The 14,244-nt window shown below is 68.4% G+C and carries 19 protein-coding genes, 1 tRNA gene and 1 pseudogene; 17 read left to right on the plus strand and 4 right to left on the minus strand.

All coding sequences use genetic code 11. The annotated features are described in order from the left end of the window. The first annotated feature begins 101 nt into the window (after positions 1-101). Both ACIBK0_RS04400 and ACIBK0_RS04405 read left to right on the plus strand, forming a co-directional pair. Positions 102-902: a Pr6Pr family membrane protein gene (locus ACIBK0_RS04400; protein WP_399075463.1), complete on the plus strand. Its 801-nt coding sequence runs from the start codon at positions 102-104 to the stop codon at positions 900-902. A gap of 29 nt (positions 903-931) precedes the next feature. Beyond that, positions 932-1,005: transfer RNA gene (locus ACIBK0_RS04405), tRNA-Pro, on the plus strand. A gap of 139 nt (positions 1,006-1,144) precedes the next feature. On the opposite strand, the gene ACIBK0_RS04410 is transcribed toward ACIBK0_RS04405, so the two are convergent. After that, entirely contained in the window at positions 1,145-1,957 is an 813-nt protein-coding gene (locus tag ACIBK0_RS04410) for a magnesium transporter CorA family protein (protein ID WP_399075466.1), read from the minus strand. A 409-nt stretch (positions 1,958-2,366) separates the two neighbouring features. Here ACIBK0_RS04410 and ACIBK0_RS04415 point away from each other — a divergent pair, with 409 nt between their 5' ends. From ACIBK0_RS04415 to ACIBK0_RS04445, 7 genes and pseudogenes are all read left to right on the plus strand, one after another. Further along, the gene (locus ACIBK0_RS04415; protein WP_399075468.1) at positions 2,367-2,546 is read left to right on the plus strand and encodes a hypothetical protein; all 180 of its coding nucleotides are present in this window, start codon (positions 2,367-2,369) and stop codon (positions 2,544-2,546) included. A gap of 28 nt (positions 2,547-2,574) precedes the next feature. Beyond that, complete coding sequence (locus tag ACIBK0_RS04420) at positions 2,575-2,772, plus strand: hypothetical protein (RefSeq protein WP_399075470.1); 198 nt, start codon at positions 2,575-2,577, stop codon at positions 2,770-2,772. Between the two features lie 104 nt (positions 2,773-2,876). After that, positions 2,877-3,137, plus strand: coding sequence for a hypothetical protein (locus ACIBK0_RS04425; protein WP_399075472.1), 261 nt, complete (start codon positions 2,877-2,879; stop codon positions 3,135-3,137). 84 nt (positions 3,138-3,221) lie between these two features. Then, positions 3,222-3,494, plus strand: a complete 273-nt coding sequence (locus ACIBK0_RS04430; protein ID WP_399075475.1) for a hypothetical protein — start codon at positions 3,222-3,224, stop codon at positions 3,492-3,494. Positions 3,495-4,159: 665 nt separating this feature from the next. After that, positions 4,160-4,648 (plus strand): Asp23/Gls24 family envelope stress response protein, encoded by a 489-nt coding sequence (locus ACIBK0_RS04435; protein ID WP_399075477.1) that lies wholly within the window; start codon positions 4,160-4,162, stop codon positions 4,646-4,648. 36 nt (positions 4,649-4,684) lie between these two features. Then, positions 4,685-4,871, plus strand: a pseudogene (locus ACIBK0_RS04440) (hypothetical protein). Positions 4,872-5,068: 197 nt separating this feature from the next. Then, a complete protein-coding gene (locus tag ACIBK0_RS04445) occupies positions 5,069-5,593 on the plus strand; it encodes a DUF5994 family protein (protein WP_399075479.1) in 525 nt (174 codons plus the stop codon). 66 nt (positions 5,594-5,659) lie between these two features. Here ACIBK0_RS04445 and ACIBK0_RS04450 read toward each other — a convergent pair whose 3' ends face one another. Both ACIBK0_RS04450 and ACIBK0_RS04455 read right to left on the minus strand, forming a co-directional pair. Continuing rightward, positions 5,660-6,058: a DUF5994 family protein gene (locus tag ACIBK0_RS04450; RefSeq protein ID WP_399075481.1), complete on the minus strand. Its 399-nt coding sequence runs from the start codon at positions 6,056-6,058 to the stop codon at positions 5,660-5,662. A gap of 42 nt (positions 6,059-6,100) precedes the next feature. Then, complete coding sequence (locus ACIBK0_RS04455; RefSeq protein ID WP_399075483.1) at positions 6,101-7,102, minus strand: acyl-CoA desaturase; 1,002 nt, start codon at positions 7,100-7,102, stop codon at positions 6,101-6,103. A 314-nt stretch (positions 7,103-7,416) separates the two neighbouring features. On the opposite strand from ACIBK0_RS04455, the gene ACIBK0_RS04460 reads away from it, so the two are divergent. From ACIBK0_RS04460 to ACIBK0_RS04490, 7 genes are all read left to right on the plus strand, one after another. Beyond that, positions 7,417-7,608: a CsbD family protein gene (locus ACIBK0_RS04460; protein WP_390972152.1), complete on the plus strand. Its 192-nt coding sequence runs from the start codon at positions 7,417-7,419 to the stop codon at positions 7,606-7,608. Then, a complete protein-coding gene (locus tag ACIBK0_RS04465) occupies positions 7,605-7,952 on the plus strand; it encodes a hypothetical protein (RefSeq protein WP_399075485.1) in 348 nt (115 codons plus the stop codon). The genes ACIBK0_RS04460 and ACIBK0_RS04465 overlap by 4 nt, the downstream gene beginning before the upstream one ends. Before the next feature lie 39 nt (positions 7,953-7,991). After that, positions 7,992-8,699: a DUF5994 family protein gene (locus tag ACIBK0_RS04470; protein WP_399075487.1), complete on the plus strand. Its 708-nt coding sequence runs from the start codon at positions 7,992-7,994 to the stop codon at positions 8,697-8,699. Positions 8,700-8,709: 10 nt separating this feature from the next. Next, entirely contained in the window at positions 8,710-8,985 is a 276-nt protein-coding gene (locus ACIBK0_RS04475; RefSeq protein WP_399075489.1) for a hypothetical protein, read from the plus strand. Between the two features lie 145 nt (positions 8,986-9,130). Next, the gene (locus ACIBK0_RS04480; protein WP_399075491.1) at positions 9,131-9,442 is read left to right on the plus strand and encodes an STAS domain-containing protein; all 312 of its coding nucleotides are present in this window, start codon (positions 9,131-9,133) and stop codon (positions 9,440-9,442) included. Between the two features lie 237 nt (positions 9,443-9,679). Then, positions 9,680-10,894, plus strand: a complete 1,215-nt coding sequence (locus ACIBK0_RS04485; protein WP_399075493.1) for a PP2C family protein-serine/threonine phosphatase — start codon at positions 9,680-9,682, stop codon at positions 10,892-10,894. A gap of 1,306 nt (positions 10,895-12,200) precedes the next feature. Further along, positions 12,201-12,497, plus strand: coding sequence for a hypothetical protein (locus tag ACIBK0_RS04490; protein WP_399075495.1), 297 nt, complete (start codon positions 12,201-12,203; stop codon positions 12,495-12,497). 353 nt (positions 12,498-12,850) lie between these two features. Here the strand turns inward: ACIBK0_RS04490 and ACIBK0_RS04495 are convergent, their stop codons facing one another. Then, entirely contained in the window at positions 12,851-13,603 is a 753-nt protein-coding gene (locus ACIBK0_RS04495; RefSeq protein ID WP_399075497.1) for a hypothetical protein, read from the minus strand. Here ACIBK0_RS04495 and ACIBK0_RS04500 point away from each other — a divergent pair. After that, positions 13,602-14,132 (plus strand): winged helix-turn-helix transcriptional regulator, encoded by a 531-nt coding sequence (locus tag ACIBK0_RS04500; RefSeq protein WP_399075499.1) that lies wholly within the window; start codon positions 13,602-13,604, stop codon positions 14,130-14,132. The genes ACIBK0_RS04495 and ACIBK0_RS04500 overlap by 2 nt on opposite strands. The last annotated feature ends 112 nt before the right edge of the window (positions 14,133-14,244 follow it).

The raw sequence follows: 14,244 nt of genomic DNA on the forward strand, positions 1-14,244 counted from the left end.
GAGCCGAGGTTCAGGCGAAGGCAGGGGCGCCGGTGGAGGCGTCGTAACCCACCCAGACGCCCCATATCGCCCGATTCACCCGATCCACTTACCGTGGGGCCATGATCGCCCCCCTGCCCAAGGACATACCCGACCTCCCCGCGATACCGGGTGTTCCCCCGCCGCCCCCCTCCATCGTCCCCGCGACAGCGGTGGTGGCCCCCACGCGCCGCCCGCTGGCGGCGGTATTCCGCCTCCTCGTGGCCCTCGCGGCGGCGACGGGCGTGACCATCGACCTGGTCCTGGGCAACCCGGCCCACGTCCTCAGTCACTTCACGATCCAGAGCAACGCTCTCGTGGCCCTTGTCTTCACCGCATCGGCCTGGCGCGCATGGAGAGCCCGTCGCCCCCTGCCCGGTGTGCTGACGGGCGGCACGCTGCTTTACATCTCGATCACAGGCCTGGTCTACCACCTGATCCTGACGAACCAGGCCGGCGGCTTCTCGATAACGGATGACGTCGCCCCGCTCACCGGCTGGCAAGCGGTGGCCAACCACCTCCTCCACACGGTGACGCCGATCGCGGTACTGGCCGACTGGCTCCTCCTGACCCGCCCGACCCCGCTGGCCGTGCGAAACGCGGCCACCTGGCTCGTCTACCCCCTCGCCTACCTCGCCTTTTCGCTGGCCCGAGGCGCGATCATGTCCCCCGGCACTCCCCTGCGCTACCTCTATCCCTTCGTGGACGTCGACCGGCACGGCTACGCCGGCATCCTCGGCAACGCGGCGATCCTCGGCCTCGCCTTCTACGCCCTCGCCCTCCTCGCCGTCGCGGTCGACCACCTGCGCCCCGACCCGGCCCGCCGTCGCGTCCTACGCCCCGAAAACCGGATTTCGTCTCCGGCCAGCAGTGGGCTAAAGTAAACGACGTCGCCGCGACAAGCAGCGACAATCGGGGTGTAGCGCAGCTTGGCAGCGCGCTTCGTTCGGGACGAAGAGGTCGTGGGTTCAAATCCCGCCACCCCGACAGCCGAAATACCAGGTCAGGCCCGGTGCTGAGAGATCAGCGCCGGGCCTGAATTGTTGTTCGGCCCCGTCTTGGCAGTCGACTTCAGGAACCGGCTCCCAGGGCCCGTCTGCCGGCGAGCACGCAGGAGCGTGTGCGGTCAGAGCCAGTCCCAGTGCCTGAAAGCGAAGTACAGCGTCAGAGAGACAACGACGATGACGGCGCTGGAAACGATAAAACCCGACTGTTGTCCGAAGCCGGGGTAGGGAAGATTCTGTCCGTAGAAGCCAGTGATCGCCGTGGGCACGGCGATGATCGCGGCCCAGCTCGTCACCTTCTTCATGATCAGGTTCATCCGGTTCGCCTGCACCGACAAGTTGGTCTCCATCACCGAGGCCACCAGGTCGTGCAGCGACTCCGTCCACTCGCCGGCACGCAGCACATGGTCGTACACATCGCGGTAGTACGGCAGCAGGGGGCCGTCGACGACGCCGAGGTCGGGGCGCATGAGGGCGTTGACGACCTCCCGCATGGGCAGGACCACGCGACGGAGCCGGACCAGTGATTTCCGCAGAGCGTAGGACTGGCGCTGTACGGTCTGGATCTGCCGGCCGCCTTCGGCGAAGAGCAGATCGTCAAGTTCCTCGATACGTTCGTCGAGTTGCTGTACCGCGGCGAAGTGCCCGTCGACGACGTAGTCGAGCAGGCCGTGGAGCAGAAGGGCGACCCAGTGTGCTGCCAGAGCCGGGGTACGGTCCCAGCGGGCAACCAGCTCGTCGAGGGCGAACGCGGCGTCCTTGCGGACGGTGATCAGGGCCTGCGGCGCGAGGATGACCGCGAGCTCGCTCATCGTCAGTCCTGCGCCGTCCGGGTCGACGGCGACCGCGTAGACACTGAGGAAGTGAGGGGTGCGGGTAGCCGTCGAGTTTCGCCCGCTGTCCCTCGTGCAGCGCGTCCTCGAGAGCCAGCTCATGGAGACCGAGTTCCTCGCCGACCGCCGTGAACTCGGCGCGGTTCGGGCGGTACAGGTCCAACCACACGATCGAAGACGGATCCGCCAGATGCCGGGAGATGTCGCGGACCGGGAAGTCCTCGTCGACCAGGGAGCCGTCGCGGTACAGCCGAGTACGGGCCATGTCGCGCACCCTAACGGCACCAGCGGAGCATCAGCGGACACCATTACCGGACATCCACCCCACGGGCGGCACCTCCTCGATCGCCTTGAAGTCGGCGCCGCCCGGCAAAGACAGCGCGGCACGGGCGGCACCGGGTGTCGCGTGCGCGCAGAAGAACTGTCTCGGGCTTCGCGGCCCGGTGGATCGCGTCCGGTAGGAGCCCGGGCGCGCGAGGGATGTCGGATTCGGTCATGGTGTATCCGGCTGATGGCAGCAGCAACCGTTCGGGGAGGTGTCCGCACCGCCAGCGGTCTGATGGCCGACGAGGCCATGACCCACGACGCGGCGGAGGCTCGGAGCTGGGAAGAGGAATGGGAGACCGACGGCGGAGCCGCTTCGGCGGCCGGAGCCGCGATAGGGATCTTGAGTTCCGCCCTGAGGAAGTGAGGATGTGGCGACAGCCGGTACCGTCGCCGTGATCATCTTCGTGATCATCGCGGGAATGTTCCTGATCCACCGGCTCAACGCGCAGCATGACGAAAGCATCGGGGCGTTCCGCTACAGCGACGCCCTACCGGGAATCGGTCGGCGGATCCGTAAGAGCCCACATGCGACCGCGCCGAAGGGTCCCGCCGTCGCCACACTCCGTGAGCATCAAGAGGGGGGCCGCTGAGACGCAGACCTGCTTCCAGCCGGGGGTGGGTATGCGGCGACGGCCGTCACACCCACCGACACGTCGCCCCTGATGCACGCCATCCTGAATGAACAGGGGGCACCATGAAGTCACCGAAACTGCCGTCGGCCGGGCACGCGGAGGTTCGTATTGTCGCCGCGGACCCGGAGGCGGCTCGCCATGTCGCGGAGATTCTCCGCCGTTGTTTCGCCGCTACCGAAGCGCGCAGCTACCCGGCGGGCGCTGACGACGGAACACGCCTCCACCTCACCGTGGACACCACGCGCATGGCGGAACCGGTGCGCTCCTGGCTGTTGACCAGCCAGTCCTCCCGGGACGATCACACACAGCCGGACGAAATGTGAGGAGATAGCCTCTCAGCGGGGGAAAGGGGGTATTGCCCCAGACGTAAGGGTATCCGTCGGTGCCGGCACGAGAGGCAGGCGACCATGGCAACACTGCACGAGCGGCAGCACTACCGCGAGGCGATCATGAAGAGCCTGTACGAGGCCATGGAAGGCAATCGCCTCCTCGGCCTCACCGGGGCGCAGCTGCGTGAGGAACTCGCCATGCCCGAGGAGGACCTGGCCGCCGCCTGCACGTACCTGGCGGCCGAGGGGCTGGTCCAGGTCGACTGGGCGCGAGGAAACACACCTGCGATGGTCACACTGCTGCACAAGGGGATCCAACTCATGGAGACCGAGGAGAAGGGCAGTGACTGACACGACACAGCCCGCCCTCCAGGGCTGCGGCCGGTCACATGACTGCCGTGTCCTCCCAGATGACCGAAATGGCCTCCGGGCATACGCTGGTGAGCGGGTCGGCGCACTCTCACGTGCAACGACCCGGAAGGGCGGCCCCGGTGTGTATACGCCGGGGTCGTTGCGTCACCGGCACATGCCACAGGGAGATGGTGTGATCCACTCGGCCGGCCTCCGCGAGTGACACAACTGGAACACCGTTGCCTTGAAGGGCCGAGAGACGCACCGTCTACGTGGACGGCGGACAGCGGCTGGCCCGCCGCTGATACCGGGAGGCCGGCGTCCTGCTGTTTCTTCTGCTGCTCGTCGTGGCGGTTGCGCTCGGCGTCATCGGGGCGCTCGCCAGGGGCACGCTCTACCTGCTGATCATCGGGGTGATGGTGCTCATCGCCAACCTTGTCCTCCTCAAAACGCGGATGGGCACAGGCGCGGGCCCCGCGTCCGGTAGGGCGGTCCGACCGGCCCCCCCGACCTGCCCTTCTGCGTGGGATACCAGCGCCGTCTCCTGGCGCAATGCCCGACATCGCTCACATGCCACTTGCCTGAGCGAGGTCGGGCACTCGCCGTTAGCGTGAAAGGAAGGGGCACGACAGGCCGCCTGTTGCGTCGGAAAGTGGTGACCGAAGATGACGGCTACCGGACTGCCGAACCGACCCGAGACCCCTCGCGCGGGCTCATTGGGCGAGCGCGGCGGGAAGAGTGCGGGGGTGCCGCACGGAAGCGGTCCGGGGTCGCGTGGCCGTACAACGATCGCCGACGGTGTGGTGGCGAAGATCGCCGGGATGGCGGCCCGGGATGTGCCGGGCGTCCATTCGATGGGCGGTGGGTTCGCCCGTGGCATGGGGGCCATGCGTGAACGGATGCCCGGTGCGGGCGGGAAGTCCGTCACCAGCGGAGTGAAGGTCGAGGTCGGCGATGTGCAGACCGCTGTAGACCTGGAGATCGTCGTCGAGTACGGCGTCTCCATCATCGAGGTCGCGGGCGACGTCAGAGAGAACGTGATCGCTGCCATCGAGCGGATGACCGGTCTGGAAGTTGTCGAAGTCAACATCGCGGTCGGCGATGTACATCTGTTCGACGAGGGTGAGGAACAACCAGAGCGGCGGCTCGAGTAATCGCTTGCCGGAGCCACAGCGAGCAAGGAGCGCGCGATGGGTATCGCCGCGGTTGGCCTGATCACCGGGATGGCGCCGGGCTTCGCCGGACACTTCGCCGGCTTCGGCGCGTTCTTGCTGGTGGAAGCACTGGGTGCCATCGGGTTCGTCGCCGTTCGCCGACGGTGACGGGGAACTCGGTGACCTCTTCCACACCCGCGAGCACGGTAACCGGCGGCGGTGAGACCAGCCGCTCCTCGGAGGACGACCGCCGACGGAAGTGAGCCGACGTCCAGGAGCGGTCCGTTCGGCCTCTTCGGGGAGTAGCGTGAATTCATCGGGAGCACTTCGCACACCGGCTCCGATGCCGGTTTCGTTCCCGGTGAGCAATCGACACCGGGCAGCTGCCCTCGCGCAGAGGTCCAAAGACGGGTTCGCGCAATGTCCGCGACCACTTCTCATCCCCCGCTGCGGGCCGTTCCCTTCAGGGCCCCGACCGCGCGACTCGCCCTGAAAGCCGTGAGTCCTTCACCAGGGCACGTCGAGCTGGACGGTGCCTGGTGGCCTCGGTCACGTGACCTGACACACGAACTCTCCGCTCTGGCGGACGTGCTGGATCCGCTGTGGGGACGGATCACCCATATCGCCGTCAACCCCCGCCACTGGCCGATGCTCCCGCGCAAGATCTTCGTCAACGGCCATATGGTGAAGGCCGGTTGGTTCACGTCGGAGCAGGATCCGCACAAGATCCTGCTGCTGTCCTATACGGCAGGCCGCTGGGACCTCTTGGTGATACCCCCGGAGACCAGCGCTCCCTCGGCCGCCCGGCTGATGGCCGCCGCGAGCGCGAACACCGGCCCGCCGATGACCGCGACCGCCCTCGTGACGGCGGAACAGGCCGGCGAGACCTCCTCCTCGTACGAGGCCACCAGCGGCCGACCCGGCCGACTGGTGGTGGGGGTGTGACGGTCGTCGTCGCCGCCCTGGCCGTCGGTGCCTGATGATTCGCCGGGCAGTCCGTGGTGGGCCGGATCACACGTGACCACCAGCCGCGGCCGCCATGAGCGGTTCCGCTGTCTCCTCGGTCGTATCCGGAGGCACGACCAGCAGGTCCCAGCGCCCCCGGCCGGGGGCGAGCAGGACGATCGTGTGCGGGGCGGATGCCGCCACGGTCCCGCGCAGGCGTACGACCCGGTTGAAAACGAGCATCCGGCCGGGCACCGCGGACCACGTCGCCCCGTTGACGGTGACGCTGGTGATGTGACCCCACGCGCGCGGCAACCCGGCAAGCAGCTGGGGGAGTTCGGAGAGCAGGTCGTACGAACGGGGCCACCACGCTCCGTCGATGGGTCGGGGCATGCCGCTGCCGGATGCGAGACGCATCCGCAGGACGGGGTGGGAGGGAAGCGGGGACTGCAGTGCGGTGGTCATGAAGGCTCCTGCCAACTGCCGTAAGTGATTGAGTGGTTGACGTCAGGCGCGACGGGCCGCGACCCGCTCCGCCGTCGGCCAGCGCACGTCGTGCACCCAGCCGAGGTGTTCGAGGAGACGGATCACGGCGGCCGACGGGTCGATCTGACCGCGGTCGACGCCGTGCCGGGCGCTGGTGGGGTCGGCGTGGTGGAGGTTGTGCCAGCTCTCGCCGAACGAGAGCAGGGCGAGGGGCCACAGATTGGTGGCCCGGTCGTGGCGCCGGGTGCGGAACGGGCGCTCACCGATCATGTGACAGAGGGAGTTCACGCTCCAGGTGACGTGGTGAAGCAGTGCGATACGCACAAGTCCCGCCCACAACAGGGCGGTTACGCCGTACAGCCACGTACCGCCGATGGCCCAGCCCACCGCGAACGGCAGGGCGAGCGTGAGGACGCACAGCGCCGGGAAGGCGCGGGCGACGGCACGGATGTCGCGGTCGGCCAGGAGATCGGGGGCGTAACGCTCCGGCGGCGTACGGTCGTTGCGGAACAGCCAACCGACGTGCGCGTGCAGCAGACCGCGCAACTGGCCTCGCAGATGCGTGCCGTAGCGGTACGGGGAGTGCGGGTCCCCCGGCCGGTCGGTGAAGGCGTGATGGCGGCGATGGGTGGCGACCCAGCCGATGACGTCGCCCTGGAAACTCATCGAACCGGCCACCGCGAGCGCGATCCGCACGGGACGGACGGCCCGGTAACCGCCGTGGGTGAGGCCGCGGTGGAAGCCGACCGTGACGCCGAGACCCGTGATGGTGTAGAGGACGAGCGCGAGCACGATGTCGGCGGGATGGATGAGACTCCCCCACAGCAGCCAGCCGGCCAGGCCGATTGCCACGAACGGCAGGACGACGATCACCGCCGTCACCGCAACGTACAGACGCTCACCGCCGCTACGCGCGGGCACCGGGCCGTCCGGCGGGAAGGGGGACGTCCCGTCGTAGCCCTGGGGCGCCGGGGCAGGGTCCGACGGTGTGACCGTCGTGGACGTGGTCGGACTGAGTGGCATACGTGGCTCCTCGGCCTGGACGCGGATGGCGCGGCCGGGGTCACGGGCTGCCCATGTGATGGGAGTCGCGAGGACGGGGCCGGTTCGGACACCGGCATACGAAGAGCCCTCGCTTCCTCCACCGTACTCCCGCACGCTCCGAGACGAGGCAGGCCGGATCGCGTGGCCACCGCGTTGACACGGACCATTGCCGGACGTTGACTGGCAGCACGGTGCAGGGCCATGCCACCCCGGAACACACGGCGAAGCATTCCGCCTTCCCGCCTCGCCCAGACCCCGCAGGAACTCACCTACCGGACAACAGCGAGGCCGGCATGACTGTTTCACGGACCATCAGGAACAAGGCGCAGACGATGAAGGGCAGGATCACGGAAGAGCTCGGCCGGGTCACCCACGACAGGCGGCTGCAACGCAGGGGCAGGATCGACCGGGTCTCCGGAAGCCTGAAACAGGCCGTCGAGAAGACCAAGGACGCCTTCAGGCGGAACGGGAGCGGCCCCCGATGATGTACGACCAGACGCGCGCCCAGCAGTCCGCGGGCCACACCCCGGGCCCGGCCGGGCGCCGCAGCCAGGGCCCGGAGCCGCTGCTCTCGCCGATCGAACGGGACAAGGTCGTCCGGCGCCTCCGGCACGCCCTCAACACCTTCGCCGACACCCCGCGCGAGGCGCTGGATGAGGCCGAGAGCGCCTTCGACGAAGCCATCGAGCAGCTCGTGAACGCCCTCGCGGAACGGCGGCGTCTCCTGCGCGCCGGCTGGCAGGACCAGGACCCCGAGACGCAGTCCGACGAACCCCGCGCCGCGCTGAGGCAGTACCGGGAGATCACCCAACGACTGCTCCAGTTCTAGGCGGCCACCACTCCGCGCTGCGGCGGAGCGCAGAGTAGTGTGGACAGTACCGAGAGCATTTCGCACACCGGCTTCCACGCCGGTTCGTTCTCGGCGAACCATGAAACCCGGGCCGCCGCAGAAGCGGCCCGGAGACGGGTCCGCATCATGTCGGCGACCTTGCTTCCACCCCCGCCGCACCCCGAGCCCGTCGCAGCCCCGGCCGCGCGTCTCACTCTCAAGACCGACGGCACCTCCCGCGGACTCCTGGACGGTGCCTGGTGGCCCCGCTCCCGGGATCTGCTGAGCGAACTGCCCGCACTGACCGACGTGTTGGACCCCCTGTGGGGCCGCATCACCCGCATCGCCGTCAACCCGAAGCACTGGCCGGTCATCCCGCCCAAGGTTCCCGTGCACGGCCACATCGTCAAGGTCGGCTGGTTCACCCCGGAAATCGACCCGCACAAGCTGCTGCTGCTCTCCTACGGCACCGGCCGCTGGGACCTGCTGATCATCCCGCCCGAAACCGGGGCGGAGTCGGCGGCCCGGCTGATGGCTGCCGCGTCCGACTACGACGGCCCACTGACCACGAGCGCGCTCATCGCCGCGGACGAGGCCAGGCACGGCGTCTCCGCGACCGATGAGCCACTGGACCCGGACGAGGCATGGGAGTACGAGGGCGGCCCCTCCGCGGTGTCAGTGTCAGCGGCCGTTCCGCAACAGACCGGTCCCCCCGGCCGGGCCAGCCGCCTGATCATCGGTATGTGAGGTGGCCGCCATGAACGCCTTCCTGACAGCCGCCGCCTTCGTAGTCCTCATCGCAGCGGCGGCGTACATGATTCACCGGCTGAACATCCAGCACGCCGACAGAATCGCCGTGCACCAGTACAGCGCCCGCCTGCCCGGCCGCCGCGGACGCGGCACGCCGCAGCCCCCGGTGGAACCGGACCGGTTCGAGTCGCCGACCACCGGCGCACGGCGAGACCACCGCGACGGGGGCCGTGGCCGCTTCCCGCCGCGCCGCCGACGCAGCCGTACCACTCACCACAGGTGACCAACCGGTTTCCCCTCACCGGCCGCGCGTACGGACCGTCGGCTCGGCCCGTAGCGACGCGTGTGCCCGAGCGCGTGCACCCGGGCCATGGACCGCGCGAGGAGCGGCCGGGACCCACGAACCGAGGCATCCGAACCGAGGCGTCATGACTCTTCCGTTGCTGAACGTCTACCGGCACGACCGGGGCAGGCGGGTGCTGATCACCCTGGCCGGTGAGATCGACCCGGCCACCGCGCCCCAGGTGCGCGCCGTTCTGGAGCGGTGCCTGCATGACGGCATCACCACCATCGACGTGGATCTGACTACCGTCGGCCGCTGCGACAACAGCGGTCTGCGCGTCTTCCTCGACGCGTCGCGGCACGCCGCCGGGATCCACGCGTCCCTGCGGCTGCACCACCCGTCCCCGCAGACCGCGCGGCTCCTCGCGGACACCGGCTCCGATCTTCTGCTCGTGTGACGGCTCCGGGAGAGACGTGGTGCACAGCGGTACGGAGAGCCACCTTTTCTGATCATGTGTGACATGCCGTTCTTTGGCGTAATGGACTGTTCGGGGTGACCGGCCGCGTCACTCTGTGCGGGTTGATCACGGTCGTGTCAGGAGCCCGTGTGTCGGTGCGGGCGCTGGACTCGCGGCACGAGGTGAGCATGGACACGGTCGTCGATGCTTTGACGACGCCGGTGCGGGGGTGCGGTTGTGACGGAAGGCGAGCGCCGACCTGACGAGGTCATGCCGGACCGGTCGGAAGGGTTCGGTGAGCGGCTGCTGGGGGTGCTGCTGGACCGGGCACACGAGATGCCGCCGCAGCTGATCGCCCCACTGATCGCGGAAGAGGTGGCCAGGGTCGGTGGCCGCGACGTCTCGATCCTGCTGCAGGACTACGGCCAGCTGGTGTTGGTGCCACTGTCAGGTCGGCGGCTGATGGTCGGCGAGCCGGAGCCGATCGACGACTCTCCCGCCGGCACGGCCTTTCTGCAAGCGACCACTATCGAGGTGCCGAGGGCCGACGGCGTCCGGATGTACCTGCCGTTGCTGGACGGCAGCGACCAGGTGGGCGTGATGGCCCTCACCCTGGACACCGTCGATGACAACGACCGGCGGCTGCTGCGCAGGCTCGCCGGCCTGGTCGCCGACATGCTGGTCACCAAGCACAGCTACACCGATCAGTTCTTCCGCACCCGGCGCCGTGAACCGATGAGCGTGACCGCGGAGATCCAGTGGTCCCTGCTGCCGCCGCTGGCGATGTCGGTCCCGCAGGTCGCGGTGGCCGGAATCCTGGAGCCCGCTTACGACGTCGCGGGCGACAGCTTCGACTACGCCCTCAACGAGGACATCCTGCACGTGGCCATGGTCGATGCGATGGGCCACGGCCTGGACGCCGCCACGATGGCGACCGTCGCCCTCGGGGCCTACCGGCACGCCAGACGTGCCGACATCGGCCTGTCCGAGATCTACGCGTTCATGGACCGGCCCATCGCCGAGCAGTTCGGGCCCGACCACTTCGTCACCGCCCAGATGATGCGTCTGAACATCGCGACGGGCCACCTGCAGTGGGTCAACGCGGGCCACCCCGCACCGCTGCTGATCCGCGACCATCGGGTCGTCCGGCAACTGGCAGGCCCGACCACCCTGCCCGTCGGTTTCGGCGGTGAAGAGCCCCGGATCAGCGGGCAGATGCTCCAACGCGGCGACCGAGTGCTGTGCTTCACCGACGGCCTGATCGAGGAGCACGAAGCCGGCGAAGAACAATTCGGCGAAGAACAACTCATCCACTGGGTCAACCGCATCGAACACACAACGAAGGGGGTACGAGCGGTGGTGCGACGGGGCGGCCGCACCACCGACGACGCGACCCTCTTCCTGATCGAATGGCGCGGGGGCGCCGCCGACCACCTCGTGCTCCTGGAGTGAGCCGACAACCGCACCGCCGAAGACAGGGCCGACGCCACAGGGACCCGCTGCCTGGCTGCGGCGATCCCGGGGAGTTTCTCCGCCGCCCAGCCCGCGACGCTCGTTTCGCCACGGGGTTCCGACTCAGTCGGCAGCATCGTGCCCAGGCGAGTGCGGGGCTCATCCGGACCGGGACGGCAAGGCACGGACCGCCCCACTCGGCCGGCTTGGGCGTTTCGCGTGCGAATACCGTGCGGTGCCTCGGATATGCGTGAGTCACCGCGTTTTTTGCAGCGTCCATATCCTGGGGTTGGGCTGCTTCGAACGGTCCGTACACGACGCGAGCACTACGCTGCTGTGTAGACGTCCCAGACCCCGGCGACATGCTGTTGCTGAACACAGATGGCTGCGGGGTGCGGACTTTTCGTCTGTCACCCTGCGCATCCCTGGAGGGAACTGGGTGGGTCCTCTGTCCTGCTCCGCAGGCTGTCGGACCGGCCGTTGCTCTGCCTCCGCCGAAAATACGCCCCTGCCGGGAGCGCGCCCACGGGGCCGGAACTACTGGGACTTGTTGATCATCGGCATCGTGGTCCTTGTGGCTGCGCTGGGCCTCATCGCCGTCCGCTGGTCCCACCGCATCGGTCGCCGCCCCCTCCGATGACGAACGACACCCTGTACGCCGCTGAAGCCCAGCCGCTGGGAGCCGTTTGGGAGCCGACCCGCTCCCCGAGCCCTCCCAACACCACCCGAGACCCGCCAAATCCAACGCCCTGACCTGCGGAAATGCGAAACTGGCAGGTGTCGATCACGCCCGGTCCTCATTCGGGACGAAGAGGTCGTGGGTTCAAATCCCGCCACCAATTCTTCTCTCCCGGACGGCGCCTGACGACGCGCCCTGTGACGCTCCTGCAGGAGGTCGTGAAGCACGGCAACCGGTGATGTGGGACACATCGCCATCCGGGCATCGAGCGCCGCTTCCCACTCTGCGGTGAGGTGCGCCATCAGGTCGTCGTGTATCTGTCGGGTGTTGTGCGAGTAGCGCGCCTTGGCCGGGTGGCGCAGCCCGTGAGGCGCGAGCCCCTTCACGGACCTCCCGCCGACGCGGCAATCCAAAAGGGCGCCGTCAACGTACTGAAATGAGAGCCGCAATCCGGGGATACGCCCCGGTCGGCTGGTTCCCGTACCGCGGGAATCTTGGTTGCAAGACGTGCTCCTCGTACGTGCGAGGCGACGCCTGCGACCGCGCCGCTCCTCGCCTTCGGCTGCGGCTGTCCATCTCGTGCCGCTGAGAGCTGCGCGAGTCGATGGAGGAAAAGGTGCATCCATCATGCGAGCACAACGCGCGAGGCGTCTCGCCGCGGTGTCCGCGGTCGGCATTCTGATGGCCGGCGGCACCGCGATCGGTGCAGCAGGCACGGCCGCAGCAGCAGCCCCTGCCGTGCACACTCATGTGACCAACGACTGGTGCGGCGACCGCGGCGACTGGGGCGGGAACTGCTCCGACCATGGCTTCGACCACCACGGGTTCCGCTTCGACCACCGCTTCGACCACCGCTTCGACAACCGCTTCGACCACCACCGCTTCTTCTTCAACCACGGCGGTGTCGTGATCATCGTGCTCTAGTCCTCCCTTGGACAGAGCGTCGAGTCAGTGCGCGCCACAATGCCGCGATCGGTTCGCCGGGTGTCCGTTCCACGGCCGGCGAACCACACAGGTGCTGGGAGAATTCAGGGAGGAGATCTTGGCTGAGGGGCGTCTTGGTCCGTCCCTCAGCCCCGCATCCATGCACGCGATCAGGCGGGCCGGAGTCCTCCGTCGCGTACAACCGGCAGTCCTCGGCCGCCTACAGGTCGAAGCGCAATCGCCCCCGCAGAGACCCGGTTCGTCCGTGGAAACCACCGCGACGTCAGCGTGGGAGAAGCCCGCTGCGGCCGGGGCGGTCGGCTCGTTTGCGGCGTTGGCTTTCCCGGGCGGGTTCAGACCCGCTCGCCCGGAAGGTGGCGAGGCACGACGACCAGGCCGTAGATGACGAGCACGGAGAGCGCCATGGTGGCCAGCGACCAGAGAGGGAATGTGGACAGGAAAATCAGCTGGCCGACCATGCAGGCGCCGGCCAGCACGATGCCGGTGATCCGCGCGAATCTCGACCCCAAGAAGACGCCCAGACTGGCCAGGACCTGCGCAATGCCTACGAAGATCCACACCCAGCCCCAAAAGGCATAGTTGAAGATCAGAAGCCGGTTACCGTGGTCGACGGTTGTGGAGTAATAGCCCTTGTCCAGCAAGGCGACGAAGCCATTGATGAGGTCGAACAGGCCGCTCAGCATCAGCATGATCCCGGCGAAGGCCACCCAGTGCGACCGTTCGGCCGGCGGCCGGTCCGGCGGCCTTGGGGCGCCGCCGTCCGAAGCGAGAGACTCTGGCTGCATAACCCCCACCACACCCGGCTGTGTGAGACGCCGCAACCAATGATGAGCCGTTGCGGTGAGGGGCGGGCTCACGGCAGGTGGCCGTGCCGGCCCATGCGATGGCTTTCGGGCCGCCGGCCCGAGCTGCTCGAAGCCCCACGCCGGCCTGACGTCTTCGAAGGGGGCGTAGCGGGAGGTGGCCGCGAAGGAGATGCCCTCCATGCCGGCGTTGGCCGGCGTAACCATCAGACGCCGGTGCATGGTCACCCCGCCCGGACAGGACGCGAATCGTGGGGAGACCGGACGTACCCTGACGAGCATGAGGCGGACCTCCTTCGCGAACTGGCCCTGTTCCATCGCCCGCACCATGGATCTCCTCGGGGACTGGTGGACGCCGCTCGTCCTGCGCGAGGCGTTCTACGAGGTGCGGCGCTTCGACGCGTTCCAACAGTCGCTGGGGATCGCGCGGAACACCTTGGCGGAGCGGTTGCGACGGCTGGTGGACGAGGGGCTGCTGGAGAAGAGGCCGTACCAGAGCGAGCCGGTGCGGTACGAGTACCTGCTCACCGCCAAGGGGCGGGACTTCTTCGGCGTGCTGATGGCCATGAACGCCTGGGGGGACCGTTGGCTCGCCGGGGAAGAGGGCGCGCCCATCGTCTTCCGGCACGAGCGGTGCGGACACGAGGGGCATGCCGAGGTGGTGTGCTCCTCGTGCGGCGAGGCGATGACCGCGGAGGACACCCGGCCGCGGCTCGGGCCCGGGTATCCGGCGCGGCTGGCCGTACGGGCCGAGGTGCGAGAACGGTTCAGGAGCGGTTCGGGGGGCGGAACGGCCTCCGCGGCCTCGTAGCGGAAACATCCTCTACGGGGCCGGGACGCCCGGGAGTTTGTGGGTGTCACCGGCCCGTCCCAGTGGAACCACCCGCACCAGTACGGCAGTCTTCTCTTCCGTGGGGAACCCG

Source organism: Streptomyces sp. NPDC050564, from assembly GCF_044457265.1.
Classification (GTDB): Bacteria; Actinomycetota; Actinomycetes; order Streptomycetales; family Streptomycetaceae; genus Streptomyces.